17 protein-coding genes are annotated in these 18887 nt (G+C 36.4%); 4 read left to right on the top strand and 13 right to left on the bottom strand.

From position 1 onward, the window contains the following. Positions 1–40 precede the first annotated feature (40 nt). From rpsB to yfmF, 11 genes are all read right to left on the bottom strand, one after another. Positions 41–820, bottom strand: a complete 780-nt coding sequence (gene rpsB, locus FQT24_RS08135) for a 30S ribosomal protein S2 (protein ID WP_000268466.1) — start codon at positions 818–820, stop codon at positions 41–43. A gap of 225 nt (positions 821–1045) precedes the next feature. After that, positions 1046–2269, bottom strand: a complete 1224-nt coding sequence (pcsB, locus tag FQT24_RS08130; protein ID WP_143952678.1) for a peptidoglycan hydrolase PcsB — start codon at positions 2267–2269, stop codon at positions 1046–1048. A gap of 93 nt (positions 2270–2362) precedes the next feature. Continuing rightward, entirely contained in the window at positions 2363–2857 is a 495-nt protein-coding gene (gene mreD / locus FQT24_RS08125) for a rod shape-determining protein MreD (RefSeq protein ID WP_001249446.1), read from the bottom strand. Then, a complete protein-coding gene (gene mreC, locus FQT24_RS08120) occupies positions 2857–3675 on the bottom strand; it encodes a rod shape-determining protein MreC (RefSeq protein ID WP_143952677.1) in 819 nt (272 codons plus the stop codon). The genes mreD and mreC overlap by 1 nt, the downstream gene beginning before the upstream one ends. Positions 3676–3733: 58 nt before the next feature. Then, positions 3734–4528, bottom strand: coding sequence for an energy-coupling factor transporter transmembrane component T family protein (locus FQT24_RS08115; RefSeq protein ID WP_143952676.1), 795 nt, complete (start codon positions 4526–4528; stop codon positions 3734–3736). Then, positions 4521–5360 carry an energy-coupling factor transporter ATPase gene (locus FQT24_RS08110; protein WP_143952675.1) on the bottom strand — a complete coding sequence of 280 codons (840 nt, stop codon included), beginning with the start codon at positions 5358–5360 and terminating at the stop codon, positions 4521–4523. Before FQT24_RS08110 ends, FQT24_RS08115 begins: the two co-directional genes overlap by 8 nt. Next, positions 5345–6172, bottom strand: a complete 828-nt coding sequence (locus FQT24_RS08105) for an energy-coupling factor ABC transporter ATP-binding protein (RefSeq protein WP_000843636.1) — start codon at positions 6170–6172, stop codon at positions 5345–5347. Before FQT24_RS08105 ends, FQT24_RS08110 begins: the two co-directional genes overlap by 16 nt. Beyond that, positions 6169–6714 (bottom strand): CDP-diacylglycerol--glycerol-3-phosphate 3-phosphatidyltransferase, encoded by a 546-nt coding sequence (gene pgsA / locus FQT24_RS08100; protein WP_000712138.1) that lies wholly within the window; start codon positions 6712–6714, stop codon positions 6169–6171. Before pgsA ends, FQT24_RS08105 begins: the two co-directional genes overlap by 4 nt. A 10-nt stretch (positions 6715–6724) precedes the next feature. Further along, positions 6725–7552 (bottom strand): cytoskeleton protein RodZ, encoded by an 828-nt coding sequence (rodZ, locus tag FQT24_RS08095; RefSeq protein WP_143952674.1) that lies wholly within the window; start codon positions 7550–7552, stop codon positions 6725–6727. A 41-nt stretch (positions 7553–7593) separates the two neighbouring features. Then, positions 7594–8877, bottom strand: coding sequence for an EF-P 5-aminopentanol modification-associated protein YfmH (yfmH, locus tag FQT24_RS08090; RefSeq protein ID WP_143952673.1), 1284 nt, complete (start codon positions 8875–8877; stop codon positions 7594–7596). Then, entirely contained in the window at positions 8874–10124 is a 1251-nt protein-coding gene (gene yfmF, locus FQT24_RS08085; protein WP_143952672.1) for an EF-P 5-aminopentanol modification-associated protein YfmF, read from the bottom strand. The genes yfmH and yfmF overlap by 4 nt, the downstream gene beginning before the upstream one ends. Positions 10125–10282: 158 nt before the next feature. Here yfmF and yaaA point away from each other — a divergent pair, with 158 nt between their 5' ends. Both yaaA and recF read left to right on the top strand, forming a co-directional pair. Next, the gene (yaaA, locus tag FQT24_RS08080) at positions 10283–10651 is read left to right on the top strand and encodes a S4 domain-containing protein YaaA (protein WP_143952671.1); all 369 of its coding nucleotides are present in this window, start codon (positions 10283–10285) and stop codon (positions 10649–10651) included. A 2-nt stretch (positions 10652–10653) separates the two neighbouring features. Continuing rightward, positions 10654–11751, top strand: a complete 1098-nt coding sequence (gene recF / locus FQT24_RS08075; RefSeq protein WP_143952670.1) for a DNA replication/repair protein RecF — start codon at positions 10654–10656, stop codon at positions 11749–11751. A 50-nt stretch (positions 11752–11801) separates the two neighbouring features. Here the strand turns inward: recF and guaB are convergent, their stop codons facing one another. Both guaB and trpS read right to left on the bottom strand, forming a co-directional pair. After that, positions 11802–13280 carry an IMP dehydrogenase gene (guaB, locus tag FQT24_RS08070; RefSeq protein ID WP_143952669.1) on the bottom strand — a complete coding sequence of 493 codons (1479 nt, stop codon included), beginning with the start codon at positions 13278–13280 and terminating at the stop codon, positions 11802–11804. Between the two features lie 151 nt (positions 13281–13431). Continuing rightward, positions 13432–14457 (bottom strand): tryptophan--tRNA ligase, encoded by a 1026-nt coding sequence (gene trpS / locus FQT24_RS08065; protein ID WP_143952668.1) that lies wholly within the window; start codon positions 14455–14457, stop codon positions 13432–13434. Positions 14458–14662: 205 nt separating this feature from the next. Between trpS and FQT24_RS08060 the strand changes: the two genes are divergently transcribed. Next, positions 14663–16285, top strand: a complete 1623-nt coding sequence (locus FQT24_RS08060; RefSeq protein ID WP_000958774.1) for an ATP-binding cassette domain-containing protein — start codon at positions 14663–14665, stop codon at positions 16283–16285. 58 nt (positions 16286–16343) lie between these two features. Further along, positions 16344–18887: a YfhO family protein gene (locus FQT24_RS08055; protein WP_143952667.1), complete on the top strand. Its 2544-nt coding sequence runs from the start codon at positions 16344–16346 to the stop codon at positions 18885–18887.

The following is an 18887-nucleotide window of genomic DNA, read 5'->3' as shown; positions in this document are numbered from 1 at the left end:
CTAAGCCCCGCCCTCCTAGGTAATTACTATTTATTATGAATTAAGCGTTGTCGCCTTCTACAACTTCAACGATTTCTTCAATTGAATCTGCTTGAGTTTCTGAAGCTGCAAATTCTGCTTCAACTGCTACTGCATCCTCACCTTGACGTCCTTCGATGATAGCGTCAGCCAATTTAGCTGTGATCAATTTAACAGCACGGATAGCGTCATCGTTAGCTGGGATGATTACATCAATATCATCTGGATCAGTATTTGTGTCAACCATCGCTACAACTGGGATTCCCAATTTCTTAGCTTCTTTAACAGCGATTTGCTCTTTATGTGGGTCAACTACGTACATCACATCTGGGATACGAGGCATATCTTCGATACCACCCAAGAATTTTTCAAGACGTGCACGTTGTTTGTTAAGAAGTGCAACTTCTTTCTTAGGAAGAACTTCGAAAGTTCCATCTTCTTCCATACGTTTGATTTCTTTCAAACGAGCGATACGTTTTTGGATTGTTCCCCAGTTTGTAAGAGTTCCACCCAACCAACGGTGATTGATGAAGTATTGACCTGAACGTACTGCTTCTTCAGCAACTGCATCAGCCGCTTGCTTCTTAGTACCAACAAACAATACAACTGCATCGTTAGCTGCTGCATCACGCATGAAATCGTAAGCTTGGTCAGCGTATTTTACAGTTTGTTGCAAGTCGATAACGTGGATTCCGTTACGCTCAGTGAAGATGTACTTAGCCATCTTAGGGTTCCAGCGACGAGTTTGGTGACCAAAGTGTACACCAGCCTCAAGAAGTTGTTTCATTGAAATTACTGCCATGAGTATTTCTCCTTTTTGTTTTTTTCCTCTTCTTGACTTCAACTCGCAAAACGACCCAAAGGCAACTGTTTCACAATTCATCAAGAATGAGTATTATCGTTCACACGACAAGTTTCATTTTACCATACTTTTTCAATACTTTCAAGTGATTTTAGCAGATTTTTAAAGTAAGGTAACTATATAAATCATAAAAGAGACTCAAATCGAGCCTCTTTGTTTTATTCATTAGTTTGGATAGATATATGTTACAAAACCTTCTGAAGTCGTAGTAGGATTGAACCAACCACGTTTATTTCCAATTGTACGGTTTCCACCGTAGTTTGATTCAGATACTTGGATACTTGTTGATGATGAAACAGCTGTAACTACTGCTACGTGTCCATATCCACCATCATTCCAACATGCAATGGCACCAACTTGAGGTGTAGATCCTGTGCGGAATCCTGCAGCAGCTGCACTTGTAGCCCACTGTGCTCCATTACCCCAGTAATCTCCAGCCCAAGGCGCTAATGTTTTAGCTCCCCATGTACACTCACCAATTGGATAACTTGAAGCGTTTGTACTGTATGTTGGACGATGTTTTACCGGTGCAGGAGTGTAGCTTGTTGATTCTGTTGAAACACTACTTGAAGATGATTCAGATGAAGAGGTAGTAGATACTGCTTGAACTTCTGCTGTGAAAGTTGTATTCCCAGAAGAAACAACTGTTTGTTGTTGACTTGCTTGTTTAGCTTTATAAGCAGCTTCTGCTTCTGCAGCTGCTTTAGCTTCTGCTTCTGCTGCAGCTTTTTTCTCAAGTAAACTTGCTTTTTCATCCTCTGCAGTAGCCTTTTCAGCAGCAAGATTCAATTCTGCAGCTTTTAACTCAGCTTGTTTTGTAGTTAATGATTGAGCATCATCAGCTAGTTTTTGCTGATTTGCAATAACTGTATTAATTGCATCATTGTTTGCTACTTGTTTTTCAGAAATAGCTTTTTTATCTGCTTTTTGTTGTTCCAACATTTTGTTGTTTGCAGATACGATTTCACTCATTGCAGCAACACGTGAAATAGCTTCTGTAATTGATTTTGAGTTTACAATTGTATTGATGTAATTTGTTGCAGCTCCATTTGTTTGAGCACTACGAGCTTGTTTTTGTAATGAATCATTGCGAGATACAATATTCTTAGAAAGTTCTGTAATTTCACCCTCAAGCTTTTTAGATTCTGCTTGTAGTCTATCATTTTCAGATTGCAAGTTTGATTGCTCTGTTTGAATAGCAGATACTTGCTCCTGAACTTGATCAACTTGTTTTTGTGCTTCTTGTTGTTGTGCTGTTAAGTTACTAATTTTATTATCTTGAGCAGCAATTTTGTCATCAGTAGTTTCTGCATGCGCAGTTGTTAAAACAGCTACTTGAGAAACCATTACTGTACTTAATAAAAGTGACGCTAAGATTTTTTTCTTCATATTTCGTAGATACTCCTTCTTTTAAAGACATTACTAGTATACCAAAAAAAGGCCTAATGAATATTACGCCTTTGTTACATTTTTATTTCTTTCTTATAGGTAAAATTTTTCAAAAATAAACTGAAAGATAATCATCCATATAAGGTTCAAAATCATTGATGGTACTAAACTATAGACTATAAATAAAGACATACTATCCACAGTTAAACCTACCACTAATGCAAGTATATAAGCTCCCATCTCAAATAGAAAAGTCATGACAATAATTGCCAACATTCTCGTCCAACGATTCAATAAAATAACACTATTAAATTTATGGAGAAATACTCCCAACAAGACGAACAACAAAGTCGCAATCCCTATCAAGTGGAAAAAGTAAATGTCATAAACCAAACCCACTACAAAACAATAAGCTAAATAGAGATACTCTGATACTTCTATCGTCTCAAATAAGAGAAATAAAAACAGAAAATGACTAGCCAAATGTACATGGGGGAAAAATGAGCCCAGAAGCTGGCTAATATGGGCGTCAATTAGAACAAAGAAAGGAAGCAATAAAAACACTCCAACCCGCTTCAACTGTCTCATTATGAATTCCCCACTAATTCTATCACATCCACATTATGAGTATCTGCACTTAATTTAACAGTTACTTCTCGTGTCAAGTAGTCCGTACTATGCGTTGTGGTAACCACTTCACCAACAGGAATATCAGCAACGTTAAAGTTTCCTAATCCACCAGTGGTCACCTTATCTCCTGCACTAATATCGCTACTACTATTTAATTGACTAATTTTTAGAACTTCATTTTCCTTGTCATAGCCAACAATAATTCCATAAATTGTAGTAGAACCATGTTGAATTTTAACAGAAATCTTATCAGCATTTTCCGTATTTGTCAGAAGGTTGACCATGGTAGAGTTCTCCTCTACTTTTGAGACACTCCCAATCAAGCCACCATTTGCAATTGCTAACATATTCTCAGAAGCCCCTTTTGATTTGCCTGCATCTAAGGTCAACTCCTGCTTCCAAGATACCGGAGATCGCATAATAACATCTGCTGCCAAAGTCTTTGTAGCTTGCAATTTGGACTTCATATCAAGCAATTGGCGCAGTTGTTCATTTTCCATCTTTAAACTTTCCGCCTCATTTGATTTAACTTCTAATTGGTAAATCTGTTTCTTCAAACTTTCATTTTCATTATAAGTGCGTGTCAAATGAGCCAAATCTGATTTGACAGAATCAAACCACTGAAAAGGTTTTTGCACAACCCTATCAACCACTGAGATTCCATCTCCTAATCTTGTCACAATTGTACTTGAATAAGTCGTCGCTAAGAGAGCTGACACAAGCAGAACAGTGACAAAAACAATAATGACATATTTTGATTTTTTAAAACGGTTCATATCCCTACCTTTATATCAAAAACTGTTACAGTAACTTTTTATCAATTCCTGAAAGCTACTAAGATTTTAAGAAAAATAAGCAACAACCAAGTATGATAATAACAAGAATGGTCAGCGTATCCTTTCGAGTCCATTTCAATTGTCGATATTGACTTCTGCCTTTTCCACCCTTATAACCACGCGCTTCCATTGCGATAGCCAAGGAATCCGCACGTTTTAAACTTGTCGCAAAAAGAGGAATCAAAATGGGAATCATAGCCTTCACCTTTTGAAAAATGCTTCCTTCACCAAAATCCACTCCACGCGCTTTCTGTGCATTCATAATCCGCGTCGTATCATCCATTAATGTCGGAACAAATCGCAAACTCATAGATAGCATTAAGCCAATTTCATGAACTGGAACTTTCACACGCTTTAAAGGTGCTAATAAAGCTTCGACAGCTGATGCCAAACTTAAGGGCATGGTAGTTAAGGTTAATAAAGTTGAAAAGAAAATAATCAATACGAAGCGACAAAAAATAATCCCAGCTTGTTGCAAAGCATAATCCGTGACTCTCACAAACGAAAACTCAAATAAAACATTCCCATTAGAAATGAAAAATAGTTGAAAAATAGTTGTGAAGGCAATCAAGAAAAACATAGACTTCAAGCCCTGAATAAAAAATGAAAGAGATACTCCTGACAAGGCAATAAATATCCCTGTCGCTATAAAAAGAATTAGATTCGTCAAGGGATTATTAGCCCAAAAAACGATTAAAATCAGTAACATCATAGCAAGCAATTTGCTACGTGGATCCAATCGGTGAACAATCGAATCCCCTGGGATATAACGCCCCAAAATCATACTATCCATTTAGCGACTCCTTGAACTCCTCTATCTTAATCGGTAATCGTTTAAATGACACGCCTCTATCAGCCAATCGTTTACAAAAGGCCGTAATTTTAGGTACTCCCAACTGTACTTCTTCCATGAAGATAACATCTTGAAAGACATCACTCGGTTTCCCCCTTTTAACTAAACGTCCCTTTTCCATCACATAGACTTGATTCGCATATTCGGCAACATCATCCATCAAATGTGTTACCAAGACGATGGTCATCCCTGACTGGTGGAGTTTTTTGAACAAGTTCATCAACTCTTTTCTTCCCAAAGGATCCAGGCCTGCTGTGGGTTCATCTAAGACTAATACAGCTGGTTCCATGGCAAGTATACCTGCAATGGCAACACGTCTCATTTGTCCACCTGACAGCTCAAACGGGCTACGATTAAAAAGTGATTCATCAATTCCAACCAGAGCCAGTTTCTCACGCGCAATCTGCTCCGCGTCTTCTTCAGAAACTCCAAAATTTTGCGGTCCAAAAGCAACGTCTTTCAAAACCGTTTCTTCAAAAATCTGATTTTCAGCAAACTGAAATACCAAGCCAACCTGTTTTCTAATTTGACGAATATCTTTATTTTTAGAAGTCGAGGTGATTAAGGTATCAAAAACTCGCACACTCCCTTGACTTGGCACCAATAAACCATTTAGTAGTTGTAAAATAGTTGATTTACCACTACCTGTGTGTCCAATTAAAGCCGTATAAGAACCATCTTCAATCGTCAAAGAAACATCCGACAAAGCTGTTGAGGCTAAGGGAGTCCCTTCTTGATACATAAAACTCACATTTTCTAGAGCAATTCCCATAGCTTATCTTCTAGCTCACTTTCTGTCAAATAATTTTCAGGCAAATCATAGCCATTCTGGCTCAAAGAATGTTTTAATTGATTAGCAAAAGGATCGTCTAATCCAATTTGATCCAAATCATTTCGAGAGAAAAGCTCCCTTGGACTACTAGTTGATTCAATTGACCCTTTTTTCATGATCAACACACGATCACTCATGGCAACTTCTTCCAAATCATGTGTAATGGAAATGACCGTCATATCATAGTCTTTCCGAATTCCTTTTACTGTCTCAATCAGTTCTCTACGTCCCTCAGGATCCAACATACTCGTTGCTTCATCTAAGATTAAAATAGCTGGTCTTAGGGCTACAACACCTGCAATAGCCACACGTTGCTTTTGGCCACCTGATAGACGCGCTGGCTCTCTCTTTTTAAAGTCCAACATGCCAACCAAATCCAGAGCTTCTTCCACTCTCTTTTTCATTTCTTGACGAGAAAGTCCCTGATTTTCCAAACCAAAGGCAACATCATCTTCAACAGTCGCTCCAACAAATTGATTGTCTGGATTTTGAAAAACCATACCGATTTGACGACGTATATTCCAAACATTTTCCTCAGTCAGCCGTTGGCCATCAATTACAATCTCTCCGGATTCTGCTTCCAGTAAGCCATCAATTAAGCGAACCGTCGTTGATTTACCACTACCATTATGCCCTACAATCGAAAGCCATTCTCCACGTTTCACGTGAAACGTAATATCCTTCACATCGTAATATTCCTGACTTTCCTTATAGCGAAAAGAAAGATTTTTTACATCAATTACTGATTTCATTTCGAACCAAATGTCCCTTTAAATACATAGGCACTACCCTTGAAATAATCATAGCCAGAGTAGATAGTGAAAAACAAGGCTACATAAAGTAGAACTTGACCAAGCAAAGTCCAATGTAATAGCAAGAAAATAATGGCAAACATCTGACTAAAAGTTTTAATTTTTCCAGGCATTGCTGCTGCTAAAACCGTCCCACCAGTTTCAACCAATAAAAGCCTTAAACCTGTCACAGCCAACTCACGACAGATAATCACTGCAACAATCCAAGCCGGAGCCATTCCTAACTCAATCAACATAATAAAAGCCGACATAACTAGTAACTTATCCGCCATGGGATCTGCAAATTTACCAAAATTACTGACCACATTCCATTTACGAGCTAAATATCCATCTAAATAATCGGTAATACTGGCAATAGCAAAGATAATAGCTGCTACTATATGACTCTCTATCGAATTTCCTACCGTTAAAATAAAGATAAAAATAGGTATAAAGAGAATTCGACCTATTGTTAAGAGATTTGGAATTTGTTCTTTTTTCATTCGTTTTTCCTTAATTTTTAGTAAAGGTTACAGTGATTTGTCCAGTCTGAGCTGTTAATTTCGATAAATCAACAGTCTGATTATCTACTGTTAAATCGACACCTTTGACAACACCTAAAGTAATGGTGACAGAATTTTTAGTTGAAACTGTTGTTTCCGCACTTTTATTATCAGGTGATAAGGTCACCCCACCCTCAAGCTCACTTTCTGAAACACTAACCCAACTTCTAGCATCTGAGACTGATAATTGTAATTTTGCAGTTTCCTTGCTCGTTTTATAAGCAACTTCTACTCGATTTCCTTCACCTGATACACTTATAGCTGGTTCCATATTCGAAGAGCTACTTGATGAACTACTACTTGAAGATGAAGTTACAGAACTAGTTGAGCTTGTTGCTTGGACTACACTATAACTAGACGCAGATGAACGCTCAGGTTGAGTCTGGAGATAATTCCAAACATAATAGGTCACAAAAATGACAATCGATAATGCAAAGAGTATAAAATAAAATAAAGGTAAAAATGATGCCTTATTTTTCTTACTTGAACGTCTCCTACCTGTCAACTCGTCTTCATCAACATCTACTTCTTCATAAGTAATCATGCTCCCAGAATCATAAGCATCCAAGACAATTCGCTCATCTAGCTCAACTGCCCACGCATACTTTCTCAAAAAAGAACGAGTATAAAATGGACTAGGAAGTTGATCAAAATCATCAGCTTCCATCGCTTCCAACATATCCAACTGAATTTCTGTTTTTTTGTGTAATTCTTCTAAAGTCAACCCTTGGTTGGTTCTAGCTAAACGTAAAACCTCACCAATTGTTTTTTTCCTCATACTTGTCATTCCTTCTTTCTAGTATCGATTATGATAGGTTACTACGATGGGAATATTGTAAAATCAACTATATCACCATCATCTATTAAATGATGTCCAGCATCAAGGACATCCTCTAAAGTAATTTCCTGTAAAATTTTTGGCAAATCAAAAATTGTCTCACCATTTTCAAAAGCATCATATTGCGTTGCAATAAATTCAAGAGAGTTCATGCTACTGAAAAATTCTCCAAACATCTCTCTTTTGATAATATCTAAATGATCCTCTGTAATATCTAAATCCTTTGTAAAATTACGAATAGCCTTCCTAAACTGATGAGATAAAGCAACTGGCTCTTTTGTATCCATTGTCAACATGACAAAATGAAAGCGACTTGTTACTTCAACTTCCAGAGATAAGGATGCGTCAATTTTACCTGATTCATATAATTTCTGAAAACGATCCGAAGTCCAACCAAACATCATTGCAAACAATAATTTTAATAAAATATGATATCGATAGCAATCCGCTTCAGCAACTTCTTGTTTACCCCTAACACCAATCGCTAGTTTGGGAGAAGATACTTCCATCCTCATGCTGTCTGTTTGCTTTACAGGTTGTAAAACAAACTTTTCTCTTGCTAGTTCCTGAACATCTAAATCTTCCAGTTCTTTTCTTTCAAAATGATCCTGTACCTGATCCACATCAAAATTACCAACTAAAAACAGAGACATGTTTACAGGTTTGTAAAATCTTGTAAAATTTTCTTGCAAATTAGTTAGATTGATTTGGGAAATTGACTCCTCACTTCCAACTATATCAGTTGCTAAAGGTGTACCAGGATACAAATTCGCTAAAGTTGAAAAGAATAAACACGAATCTGGATCATCTTGATACATTTCTCGTTCTTGCTGGATAATATCCTGCTCTCTTAAAATGGAATCTTCAGTAAAGTGTGCTGATGTTACCAATTCATCAAGTAAGTCCAAATTTTCTAAAAAATGATCCGTTGCTGAAAAAAGATAGCTTGTTTTTGTAAAGCTTGTAAAGGCATTACTATCTGCACCTAGACTCGTAAAAGCCGACATCAAATCGCTAGCATTTTCTCTCTCAAACAATTTATGTTCAAGAAAATGAGCAATTCCCGCAGGATATTGTTTTACATATCCGTCAACTTCTGTGACAATCGTATCTACCGAACCAAACTGTACAGTTACACTCCCGTAAACCTCTTTAAATTCCTTTTTAGGCAAAAGAGCAACTGTCAAGCCATTTGACAAACGAGTTCGATAAACCATTTCTTTTACAGCTGGATAGTATTTTTCTTCAAAAACAACCTTTGTCATTCTATTCCTTCCATAAAGTAAATCGCTTGTAGTTTCACATTATTAGCTGCTCTACAAATAGCATCTTTGTCAACTTTCTCGAGTTTTGCAACCCAACTTTTAAAGTCTGCTGAAGATTTTCCAAGTAAGGCATTTTGATAAGCACGTTCAATCAATGAACTTTGATTATCTTGAGAAAGTAATAAAGACCGACGAATCATTTCCTTGGTTTGCTCTAGCTCAAGTTCTGTAAAATAACCTTTTTTTAAATCAAGCAGTTGATTATTCATCATTTTACGAGCCTGATTCCGATTTTCTCGATCAATGCCAGCATACATCCTCAAGAATCCACTAAACAAATCGAGCTGACTTGAAATAGTATAAGCCAATCCAGCATTTTCACGGACATTTGTAAATAGTTTAGAGTGAGCAAATCCACCAAGTAAACCATTCATTACAATCATGGGTAAATGTTGCTCATCACCATATTCAGAAGGGCAATGATATCCTAATTCCAAAATGGATTGTCCCACATTTTTCCGAATCATACCCTCTTGCAGAATATTGGAATAAGGTTGACAATACTGAACCTTCACATCTCCTTCTCGACCTTTAAAACCAAATGATTCTAATACATTTTGAATTTCAATCTCATTAAAATCACCTAAGAAAAAGAAATCTATTCGATCATTGGCTAAAGATTCTTTGAAACAAGAGTAAGAACTTTGTGGAGTTTCAACTAAAATACGATTTCGTAAATCACTGTATTCCAATTTGAGACGTTCATCATAAAAAAACAATTTATCTAATTCTTTATGTGCGAAATAAAATGAATCATCCATATCAGCTGCTAAACTTGCTAACAATTGTTTTTTCTCAATTTCAAATAAGGTCGAATCAAACCCATTATCAACTACTACGGGTGAAAAAAGAGTTTCTTTTAAAAGTTCCAAAACCTGAGAAGTTAGAACATTTTTCCTACTTAAAAACTCATCACGAACATAGGTAAATGTCAATTCTACAATATGACTTTGTCCTCTTCTGAAACAATTGGTTGACATATCTGTACCGTATAGACTGGCTAAATGTATTCTCAAATCTTGAGAAGTGGGATACATCTGATTAGCAGTCTCTAGCATACTCGCACTCAACATGCGACCTGTAATCGTATCAAGAGATAATGGAGAGGTAAAACGCACGGTAATTTTGTTCGTTTTAAACTTCTTTGATTGGATAAAATGTGTTGAAATTCCATGCACTAACTCCATGATTTACCTCCTCATATACAGACTTCTATTATATCACGAAAACCTGAAATTTTCTTGTTCCCTGTAACACTTTTGAAATAAAAACCGCTTACATTTCTCCCTGTTTCTCTCACTATTTTTAGGAAAATATGGTATAATACCAAAGATTGAGGTGAATTATGGAATACAAATTATTTGAAGAATTTATTACCCTCCAAGCACTACTCAAAGAACTTGGAATTACACATAGCGGAGGAGCTATCAAATCATTTCTCTCTGAACATTCTGTTTACTTTAATGGGGAATTAGAGAGTCGTCGTGGTAAAAAACTTCGTATTGGTGATAAAGTTGACATCCCTGACATGAATATTGACATCTTGTTGACACAACCTACGTCTGATGAGCAAGAGGAATACCAAGCTGATAAAGTTGAAAAAGAACGAATCGCTAAGCTTGTTAAGGAGATGAATAAGAGAGTAAAGAAAGACAACTCTAAACCTACTTCATCACCAAAAAGCAAACAAGCTCCACGATTCCCTGGTAGATAATCATGTGGCTACAACACCTATCTCTCAAAACTTTTCGTAACTACAAAGAGACGAAAATAGACTTTAATCCTAAATTAAATGTCTTTTTAGGACGCAATGCACAAGGAAAAACAAATATGTTAGAGGCTATCTATTTTTTAGCCTTAACACGCAGTCATCGAACTCGAACAGATAAAAATCTCATTCATTTTGATGAAGAACAGCTTCATCTTTCAGGTCTTGTTCAGAAAAAAACTGGATCTATTCCTCTCGAAATCGAACTAACACAAAAAGGGCGTGTGACAAAAGTTAATCACTTAAAACAGGCACGCCTTTCAGATTATGTAGGACACATGAATGTTGTCTTATTTGCTCCTGAAGATCTACAACTAATTAAAGGATCACCTTCGGTTCGACGAAAATTCATTGATATGGAACTTGGACAAATCAAGCCAATCTATTTATCAGATTTAACCAATTATAATCATATCCTAAAACAAAGAAATACCTATCTAAAATCAACTCAAACAATAGATGAAACCTTCCTTTCCGTACTAGATGATCAGCTAGTCGATTATGGATGTCGTGTAATGAATCACCGCTTAGATTTCATAAAAAAACTAGAATATTTTGGCCGTAAGAAACATTTTGAGCTTTCTAATCAGATTGAAGAGTTGTCAATCTCCTATCAATCTTCTGTCAAGACAACTGACAAAGAAGACTTATCAGAATCTTTCAAAATTGCTTTAGAAAAAAGTAGGTCCAGAGATTTATTTAAAAAGAACACTGGTATTGGTCCTCATCGGGATGACATTTCTTTTTATATAAATAGAATGGATGCTAGTTTTGGCAGTCAAGGTCAACATCGTAGTCTCGTCCTCTCGATAAAATTAGCAGAAATCGAATTAATGGAAAGCATTACTACAGAATCTCCGATATTACTGCTTGACGATGTTATGAGCGAACTTGACAACACTAGACAACTAAAATTATTAGAAACAATTTCTCATTCAATCCAAACCTTTATCACAACAACAAGCTTAGATCATCTTCAAAATCTGCCAAAAAATCTAAGTATCTTTACTATTCAGGATGGTAAAGTTACTGTAAATCAAAATTGACAACATCGTAAAAGAACTCCTGTTTTCACGGGAGTTCTTTTCATTGTTTTTTACATAGAATAATTTGGTGCCTCATTCGTAATTTGTACATCATGAGGATGGCTCTCTTTCAAACCAGCACCAGACATTTCAATAAATTGAGCGTTATCGTGTAGTTCCTTAAGGTTAGCTGCACCACAGTAACCCATACCAGAGTGCATACCACCAATCATTTGGAAGACAATATCAGCTGCCGCTCCTTTATAAGCAACACGACCTTCAATTCCTTCTGGAACAAGTTTATTTGCTTCATTGACAGAACCTTGGAAATAACGATCGCTTGAGCCTTTCTTCATAGCAGCGATTGAACCCATACCACGGTAAGTCTTGAATTTACGTCCTTGGAAGATTTCGGTTTCTCCTGGAGCTTCATCAGTTCCAGCAAACATAGATCCAAGCATAACAGCATTTCCACCAGCCGCAAGAGCTTTTACAATATCTCCAGAATACTTGATTCCACCGTCAGCAATGATCGTTTTACCATATTCACGCGCAACAGCTGCAGCATCGTAGATAGCTGTTACTTGCGGAACACCAACACCAGCAATCACACGAGTAGTACAGATTGAACCTGGTCCAATCCCAACCTTGACAACATCTACACCTGCTTCGTAAAGTGCGCGCGCTCCCTCAGCAGTTGCAATATTTCCAGCAATCAAAGTACGATCTGGGAAGTGAGCACGAATCTCAGCAATTTTACGCAAGACACCTGCAGAATGACCATGTGCAGTATCAATAACAATCGCATCCGCTCCTGCTTCAAAAAGAGCCTCTGCACGTTCAAATGTATCTGAAGTAACACCTACTGCACCTGCAACTAATAGACGACCAAACTCATCTTTAGCAGCATTTGGAAACTCAATAACTTTTTCAATATCTTTGATAGTAATCAAACCAGAAAGACGACCTTCTTCATCTACCAAAGGAAGTTTCTCAATACGGTGCTCTTGAAGAATACTCTCAGCTGTTGCAAGATCTGTACCCACAGGAGCAGTAACAAGATTTTCACTAGTCATATGATTTGAGATTGGTTGGTTATAATCTGAAATAAAACGAAGATCTCGGTTTGTCAAAATACCAACCAATTTACGATTTTCAAGTGTTTCAACAACTGGAACACCACTGATGCGGTAACACCCCATAAGCTCATCTGCTTCAGCAATTGTATGTTCAGGCGTCAAGAAGAACGGATCAATAATAACTCCATTTTCAGAACGTTTTACCTTACGAACCTCGTCTGCTTGTTGAGCAATTGACATGTTTTTATGGATAACTCCGAGACCACCTGCACGAGCAATAGCAATGGCCATTTGACTCTCTGTAACTGTGTCCATGGCAGCGGTAATAATTGGGATATTTAAAGTCAAATTATCTGCCAATTTAGTTGTTAAATCAGCATCGTTAGGCAACACATGACTTTCAGCTGGAATAAGCAATACATCATCAAAGGTAAAACCTTTTTTCAAAAATTTAGTGTCCCAATTAGACATTCGAAGTTTCCTCTTTTCTTTCTTTTTGAGCTTGACTCTTTTTATATTGTATCTATCATACCATTCTATAAAAATTTGTCAAATGTTACAGGGGTAAATAAAAAACTATCTTTTCTTCTAGATAGAAATGATAGTTTCTTGTAAAATAAACTTAGTTAAAGTAATGGAGTCCCATTGCTCCTTTAACCTCAGATAGGGTTTGACCTGCAACTTCACGCGCTCTTTCACTACCTTTTTGAAGCATATTATAAACTTCTCCCATATCCTTAGCAAATTCGATACGGCGCTCACGAATAGGACCAAGTTCACGCTCTAATATTTCAAGTAGATAACGCTTGGTCTTCACATCACCAAGACCACCTCGTTGATAATGTTCTTTCATGTCAGCAATTTCTTGAGCATCTTCTGGACGACCAAAAACATCTAGATAATGGAAAACCATATTTCCTTTAATTTTACCTGGATCCTCAACGCGGATATGATTTGGATCTGTATACATACTCATTACTTTTTTACGCAAAGTATCCGCATCATCAGCTAAATAAATACCATTATTGAGTGATTTAGACATTTTAGCATTTCCATCTAAACCAGGCAAACGCCCTGCTCTCTCATTTTCTGGATAAATACCTTCCGGTTCTACCAAGACATCACAGTTATATGCATTGTTAAAAGAACGAACAATTTCACGAGTCTGCTCAATCATTGGTTTCTGATCTGTCCCAACAGGAACATAGTTGGCCTTAAAGGCTGTGATGTCAGCTGCTTGTGCAATTGGATAAACCAAAAATCCTGTTGGAATGCTTTCTCCAAATCCCTTCTGAGCAATTTCTGTCTTGACAGTTGGATTGCGCTCCAAACGTGCTAATGACACTAAATTCATATAATACATAGACAACTCAGCCAACTCTGGAATCTGGCTTTGAATAAAAATAGTTGACTTACTTGGATCCAATCCAACTGCAAGGTAATCCAAAGCCACATTTCCGATAGACTCTACAATGGTTTGAGGGTCTTTAGCATGATCTGTCAAAGCTTGTTGGTCAGCCAAGAACACAAACATATCATACTTATCCTCTTCCTGTAATAATACTCGATTTTTGAGACTTCCAACATAATGTCCAATATGCAATTTTCCTGTTGGACGGTCTCCTGTTAAAATAATGGGTTTAGTCATTTTGTTCTCCTTCGATATAGTCCCTTCAATTATAGCATTTTTTTAATGAAATAACCGTAATTTATCAAAATAAATCAGCCTTGCTATTTACGGATTTGTGTAAAGTATGCTGTAAATTTAATTTACACAAAATTGACAGATAAAAATTTGAATATTTCCGTATTTTCTAGTAGAATAAATATATTACATATATAGGAGAAAAACATTGCTTACAGTATCTGATGTTTCACTACGTTTTAGTGATCGCAAACTTTTTGATGATGTCAATATCAAATTTACAGAAGGAAATACTTACGGATTGATCGGTGCTAATGGTGCCGGAAAATCAACCTTTTTAAAAATTTTAGCCGGAGATATCGAACCTACTACTGGTCACATCTCTCTTGGTCCAGATGAACGTCTCTCTGTTCTTCGTCAAAATCACTTTGACTATGAAGATGAACGTGCCATCGATGTCGTTATAATGGGAAATGAAAAACTTTATAGCATCATGAAGGAGAAAGATGCTATCTACATGAAGGAAGATTTCTCAGATGAGGATGGAGTGCGTGCTGCCGAACTTGAAGGAGAGTTTGCCGAGCTTGGAGGCTGGGAAGCAGAAAGTGAAGCCTCTCAACTACTTCAAAACCTAAACATTCCAGAAGAATTGCACTATCAAAACATGAGCGAATTGGCCAACGGTGAGAAAGTAAAAGTTCTCCTCGCCAAAGCACTTTTTGGTAAACCTGATGTTCTTCTCTTGGACGAGCCTACCAACGGTTTGGATATCCAATCTATTACTTGGTTAGAAGATTTCTTGATTGACTTTGATAACACAGTTATCGTAGTATCCCACGACCGTCACTTCTTAAACAAAGTATGTACTCACATGGCCGACCTTGACTTTGGAAAAATCAAACTCTATGTCGGAAACTATGACTTCTGGAAGGAATCTTCTGAACTCGCTGCTAAATTGCTAGCAGACCGTAATGCTAAAGCAGAAGAAAAAATTAAACAATTGCAAGAATTCGTTGCTCGTTTCTCTGCTAACGCTTCTAAATCAAGGCAAGCAACATCACGTAAGAAAATGCTTGATAAGATTGAACTTGAAGAAATTGTACCATCTAGTCGTAAATATCCATTTATCAACTTTAAAGCGGAACGTGAGATTGGTAATGATCTCTTGACAGTAGAAAATCTAACTGTAAAGATTGATGGTGAGACTATTTTAGATAATATCAGCTTTATCTTGCGTCCAGGTGATAAGACAGCACTTATTGGACAAAATGATATCCAAACGACTGCATTAATTCGTGCAATCATGGGAGACATTGACTATGAAGGAACTGTCAAGTGGGGAGTAACTACTAGCCGTTCTTACTTGCCAAAAGATAACTCGGCAGATTTTGCAGGAGGAGAGTCAATCCTTGACTGGTTGCGTCAATTCGCAAGTAAAGAAGAAGATGACAATACTTTCCTACGTGGCTTCCTCGGCCGTATGCTCTTCTCTGGAGATGAAGTTAACAAACCTGTAAATGTCTTGTCAGGGGGAGAAAAAGTTCGTGTCATGCTTTCAAAACTCATGCTCTTAAAATCAAATGTCCTTGTACTTGATGATCCAACCAATCACTTGGACTTGGAATCTATCTCAAGCTTGAACGATGGATTGAAAAACTTCAAAGAATCAATCATCTTTGCCAGTCATGACCACGAGTTTATTCAAACTCTAGCCAACCATATTATTGTCTTGTCTAAAAATGGCGTTATTGACCGTATCGATGAAACTTATGATGAATTTCTAGAAAATGCAGAAGTACAAGCAAAAGTTAAAGAACTTTGGAAAGACTAAAAACTTCAAAACTCAGTTGGGCTAACCAGCTGAGTTTTCTAACATTTTATGAGGTAACATGAAATTATTTTTTAAAACATATTGGACCTATTTTGTTTCTTTTATCATTCCCATAATCATTATGATAGGAGTATACCTATCTCAAGGTATCTACTGGAATAGCGACAACTCTCCTCTATTAGGAGATGGTTTTCATCAATACGTTATTTTTGATGTAGCTTTACGAAATATCCTACATGGAAATGGTAGGCTGTTTTACACCTTTACAAGTGGCCTCGGATTAAATTTCTATGCCCTATCTAGTTATTACTTGGGAAGTTTCCTTTCACCTCTAGTTTACTTTTTTAATCTGTCGAATATGCCAGATGCTGTCTATCTGACAACTCTCTTAAAATTTGGATTGATTGGTTTGTCAACTTACTTTAGTTTAAATAAATTATTTCAATCGATTCCTAAGCCTTTAAAACTAGCTTTATCTACTTCCTATGCTCTGATGAGTTTCACTGTCAGTCAATTAGAGATAAAAACCTGGCTAGATGTTTTTATCTTGATTCCTTTGATTATAACTGGTTTACAGCTACTGATAACTGAAAAGAAATTCCTATTGTACTTTACAAGCCTGTCAATCTTATTTATCCAAAACTATTATTTTGGCTATATGACAGCATTGTTTCTTATTTTCTGGTATATCTGTCAAATTTCTTGGGACTTTAAGACTCGAAAATCATCTGTTCTTGATTTCATAGTTATCTCCTTTTTAGCTGGTATGACTAGTTTGATTCTGACTCTTCCCACTCTGTTTGATTTACAGACACATGGGGAAAAATTAACTGAAGTTACAAAGTTTCAAACTGAAAGTAGCTGGTATCTTGATCTCTTTGCTAAGCAATTCATTGGTTCCTTTGACACAACCAAGTATGGGGCCATCCCAATGATTTTTGTTGGACTACTTCCCTTTATTTTGACCATTTTATTTTTTACGCTGAAATCTATTAAGTTTCACGTGAAACTTATCTATGCAATCTTCTTTGCATTTCTAATTGCTAGCTTTTATATAGAAGCTCTTGATTTATTTTGGCAAGGCATGCATACTCCAAACATGTTTTTACATCGCTATGCTTGGATTTTCTCTACCTTGTTAATTTACACAGCAGCAGAAGTCTTAAAGCGTCTGAAAGAACTTAAAGTCTGGAATTTTTTAGTTTCGCTTTTTCTTATAGTAACAGGATTTTTAGCTACCATCTATCTAAAATCACATTATTCTTTTTTAACAGATTTGAATATTCTGCTTACTCTTGAATTTTTGGTTGTCTATTCGCTTTTACTCCTTGCAGTTATCAAAAAGTTTATCTCTGTAAATCTATTTGCCATTCTAATCTCTTTATTTATAATGGTTGAAATGAGTTTAAATGCTTCATCTCAAATAGACGGAATTGCTAAAGAATGGGGTTTTGCTTCTCGAAGTTCATATAATCGAGATATCCCAGCTATGGAATCTTTCTCAACATATATTGGAAATCAATTTACTCGTAGTGAGAAACTAGAAACTCAAACAGGAAATGACAGTATGAAATTCAACTACAATGGAATCTCTCAATTTTCATCTGTTCGAAATCGTTCAGCAAGCTCTACTTTGGATAAACTTGGGTTTAAATCCTCTGGGACTAATCTCAATCTACGCTATGCAAATAATAGTATTTTGGCTGATAGTTTATTTGGCATCCAGTACAATATCTCAGAAAACCCTATTGATAAGTATGGTTTCCAAGATGTATATCAAAAAGATAATCTTACCCTATATGAAAATCAATACTCCCTTCCGATTGCATTTGCTAGTCAATCTGTTTACAATGATGTAAAGTTCAATGAACACACTTTGGATAATCAGGCCTCGTTTTTAAATCAACTTGCTAACGTCGATTTTGATTATTTTTCTCCAATCCCCTATGAAAAAACTGAAAATACTAATGATTTGACTAGTGTCACAAGTTCTTCAAATGAGGATGCAGCAATCCAGTATCAAATTGAGGTTCCCGAAAACAGTCAAGTTTATCTTTCTTTCACAAACCTTCACTTTTCTAATGACAAACAGAAAAAGGTTGACATCCTTGTAAATGGAGAAAAGAAAACTTTTACAACTGATAATGTCTTCTCCTTCTTTAATCTAGGCTATACAAAAGAGAAAAAAACTTTCAATATCAATGTTAGTTTCCCTGGAAATTCACAAGTATCATTTGAATCTCCTACCTTCTATCGTTTAGATACCCAAACTTTAACTGAGGCTATTCAAAAAATCAAAGAACAACCTGTAACAGTATCAACTTCTAAAAACAAGGTTTTTGCTACATATGATGTCCAACAAGATACATCTATTTTCTTCACCATTCCTTATGACAAAGGTTGGTCTGCCTACCAAGATGGTAAGAAAATAGAAATTAAACAAGCTCAAACTGGATTTATGAAAGTTGACGTTCCCAAGGGGAAAGGAACTATTACACTTTCCTTCATTCCCAATGGTTTTATTACTGGAGCAATCTGTTCCTTTACTTCTCTCTTACTATTTGGAATCTATAATCACAGACAAAAGTCATCTAAGACATAA

This window comes from Streptococcus mitis, from assembly GCF_901542415.1.
Lineage (GTDB): Bacteria > Bacillota > Bacilli > Lactobacillales > Streptococcaceae > Streptococcus > Streptococcus mitis_BL.
Note: the sequence above shows the minus strand (reverse complement) of the source record. Positions and strands in the feature narration are given on the sequence as shown.

Excerpts from the sequence above, each read along its gene's own strand:
- FQT24_RS08105 (WP_000843636.1), bottom strand. The coding sequence starts at position 6,172 with ATGAAATCAGTAATTGATGTAAAAAATCTTTCTTTTCGCTATAAGGAA.
- recF (WP_143952670.1), top strand. The coding sequence starts at position 10,654 with ATGTGGCTACAACACCTATCTCTCAAAACTTTTCGTAACTACAAAGAG.
- yfmH (WP_143952673.1), bottom strand. The coding sequence starts at position 8,877 with ATGACAAAGGTTGTTTTTGAAGAAAAATACTATCCAGCTGTAAAAGAA.
- mreC (WP_143952677.1), bottom strand. The coding sequence starts at position 3,675 with ATGAACCGTTTTAAAAAATCAAAATATGTCATTATTGTTTTTGTCACT.
- pgsA (WP_000712138.1), bottom strand. The coding sequence starts at position 6,714 with ATGAAAAAAGAACAAATTCCAAATCTCTTAACAATAGGTCGAATTCTC.
- yaaA (WP_143952671.1), top strand. The coding sequence starts at position 10,283 with ATGGAATACAAATTATTTGAAGAATTTATTACCCTCCAAGCACTACTC.
- guaB (WP_143952669.1), bottom strand. The coding sequence starts at position 13,280 with ATGTCTAATTGGGACACTAAATTTTTGAAAAAAGGTTTTACCTTTGAT.
- rpsB (WP_000268466.1), bottom strand. The coding sequence starts at position 820 with ATGGCAGTAATTTCAATGAAACAACTTCTTGAGGCTGGTGTACACTTT.
- yfmF (WP_143952672.1), bottom strand. The coding sequence starts at position 10,124 with ATGGAGTTAGTGCATGGAATTTCAACACATTTTATCCAATCAAAGAAG.
- FQT24_RS08115 (WP_143952676.1), bottom strand. The coding sequence starts at position 4,528 with ATGGATAGTATGATTTTGGGGCGTTATATCCCAGGGGATTCGATTGTT.
- mreD (WP_001249446.1), bottom strand. The coding sequence starts at position 2,857 with ATGAGACAGTTGAAGCGGGTTGGAGTGTTTTTATTGCTTCCTTTCTTT.
- rodZ (WP_143952674.1), bottom strand. The coding sequence starts at position 7,552 with ATGAGGAAAAAAACAATTGGTGAGGTTTTACGTTTAGCTAGAACCAAC.
- FQT24_RS08110 (WP_143952675.1), bottom strand. The coding sequence starts at position 5,360 with ATGGGAATTGCTCTAGAAAATGTGAGTTTTATGTATCAAGAAGGGACT.
- pcsB (WP_143952678.1), bottom strand. The coding sequence starts at position 2,269 with ATGAAGAAAAAAATCTTAGCGTCACTTTTATTAAGTACAGTAATGGTT.
- trpS (WP_143952668.1), bottom strand. The coding sequence starts at position 14,457 with ATGACTAAACCCATTATTTTAACAGGAGACCGTCCAACAGGAAAATTG.
- FQT24_RS08055 (WP_143952667.1), top strand. The coding sequence starts at position 16,344 with ATGAAATTATTTTTTAAAACATATTGGACCTATTTTGTTTCTTTTATC.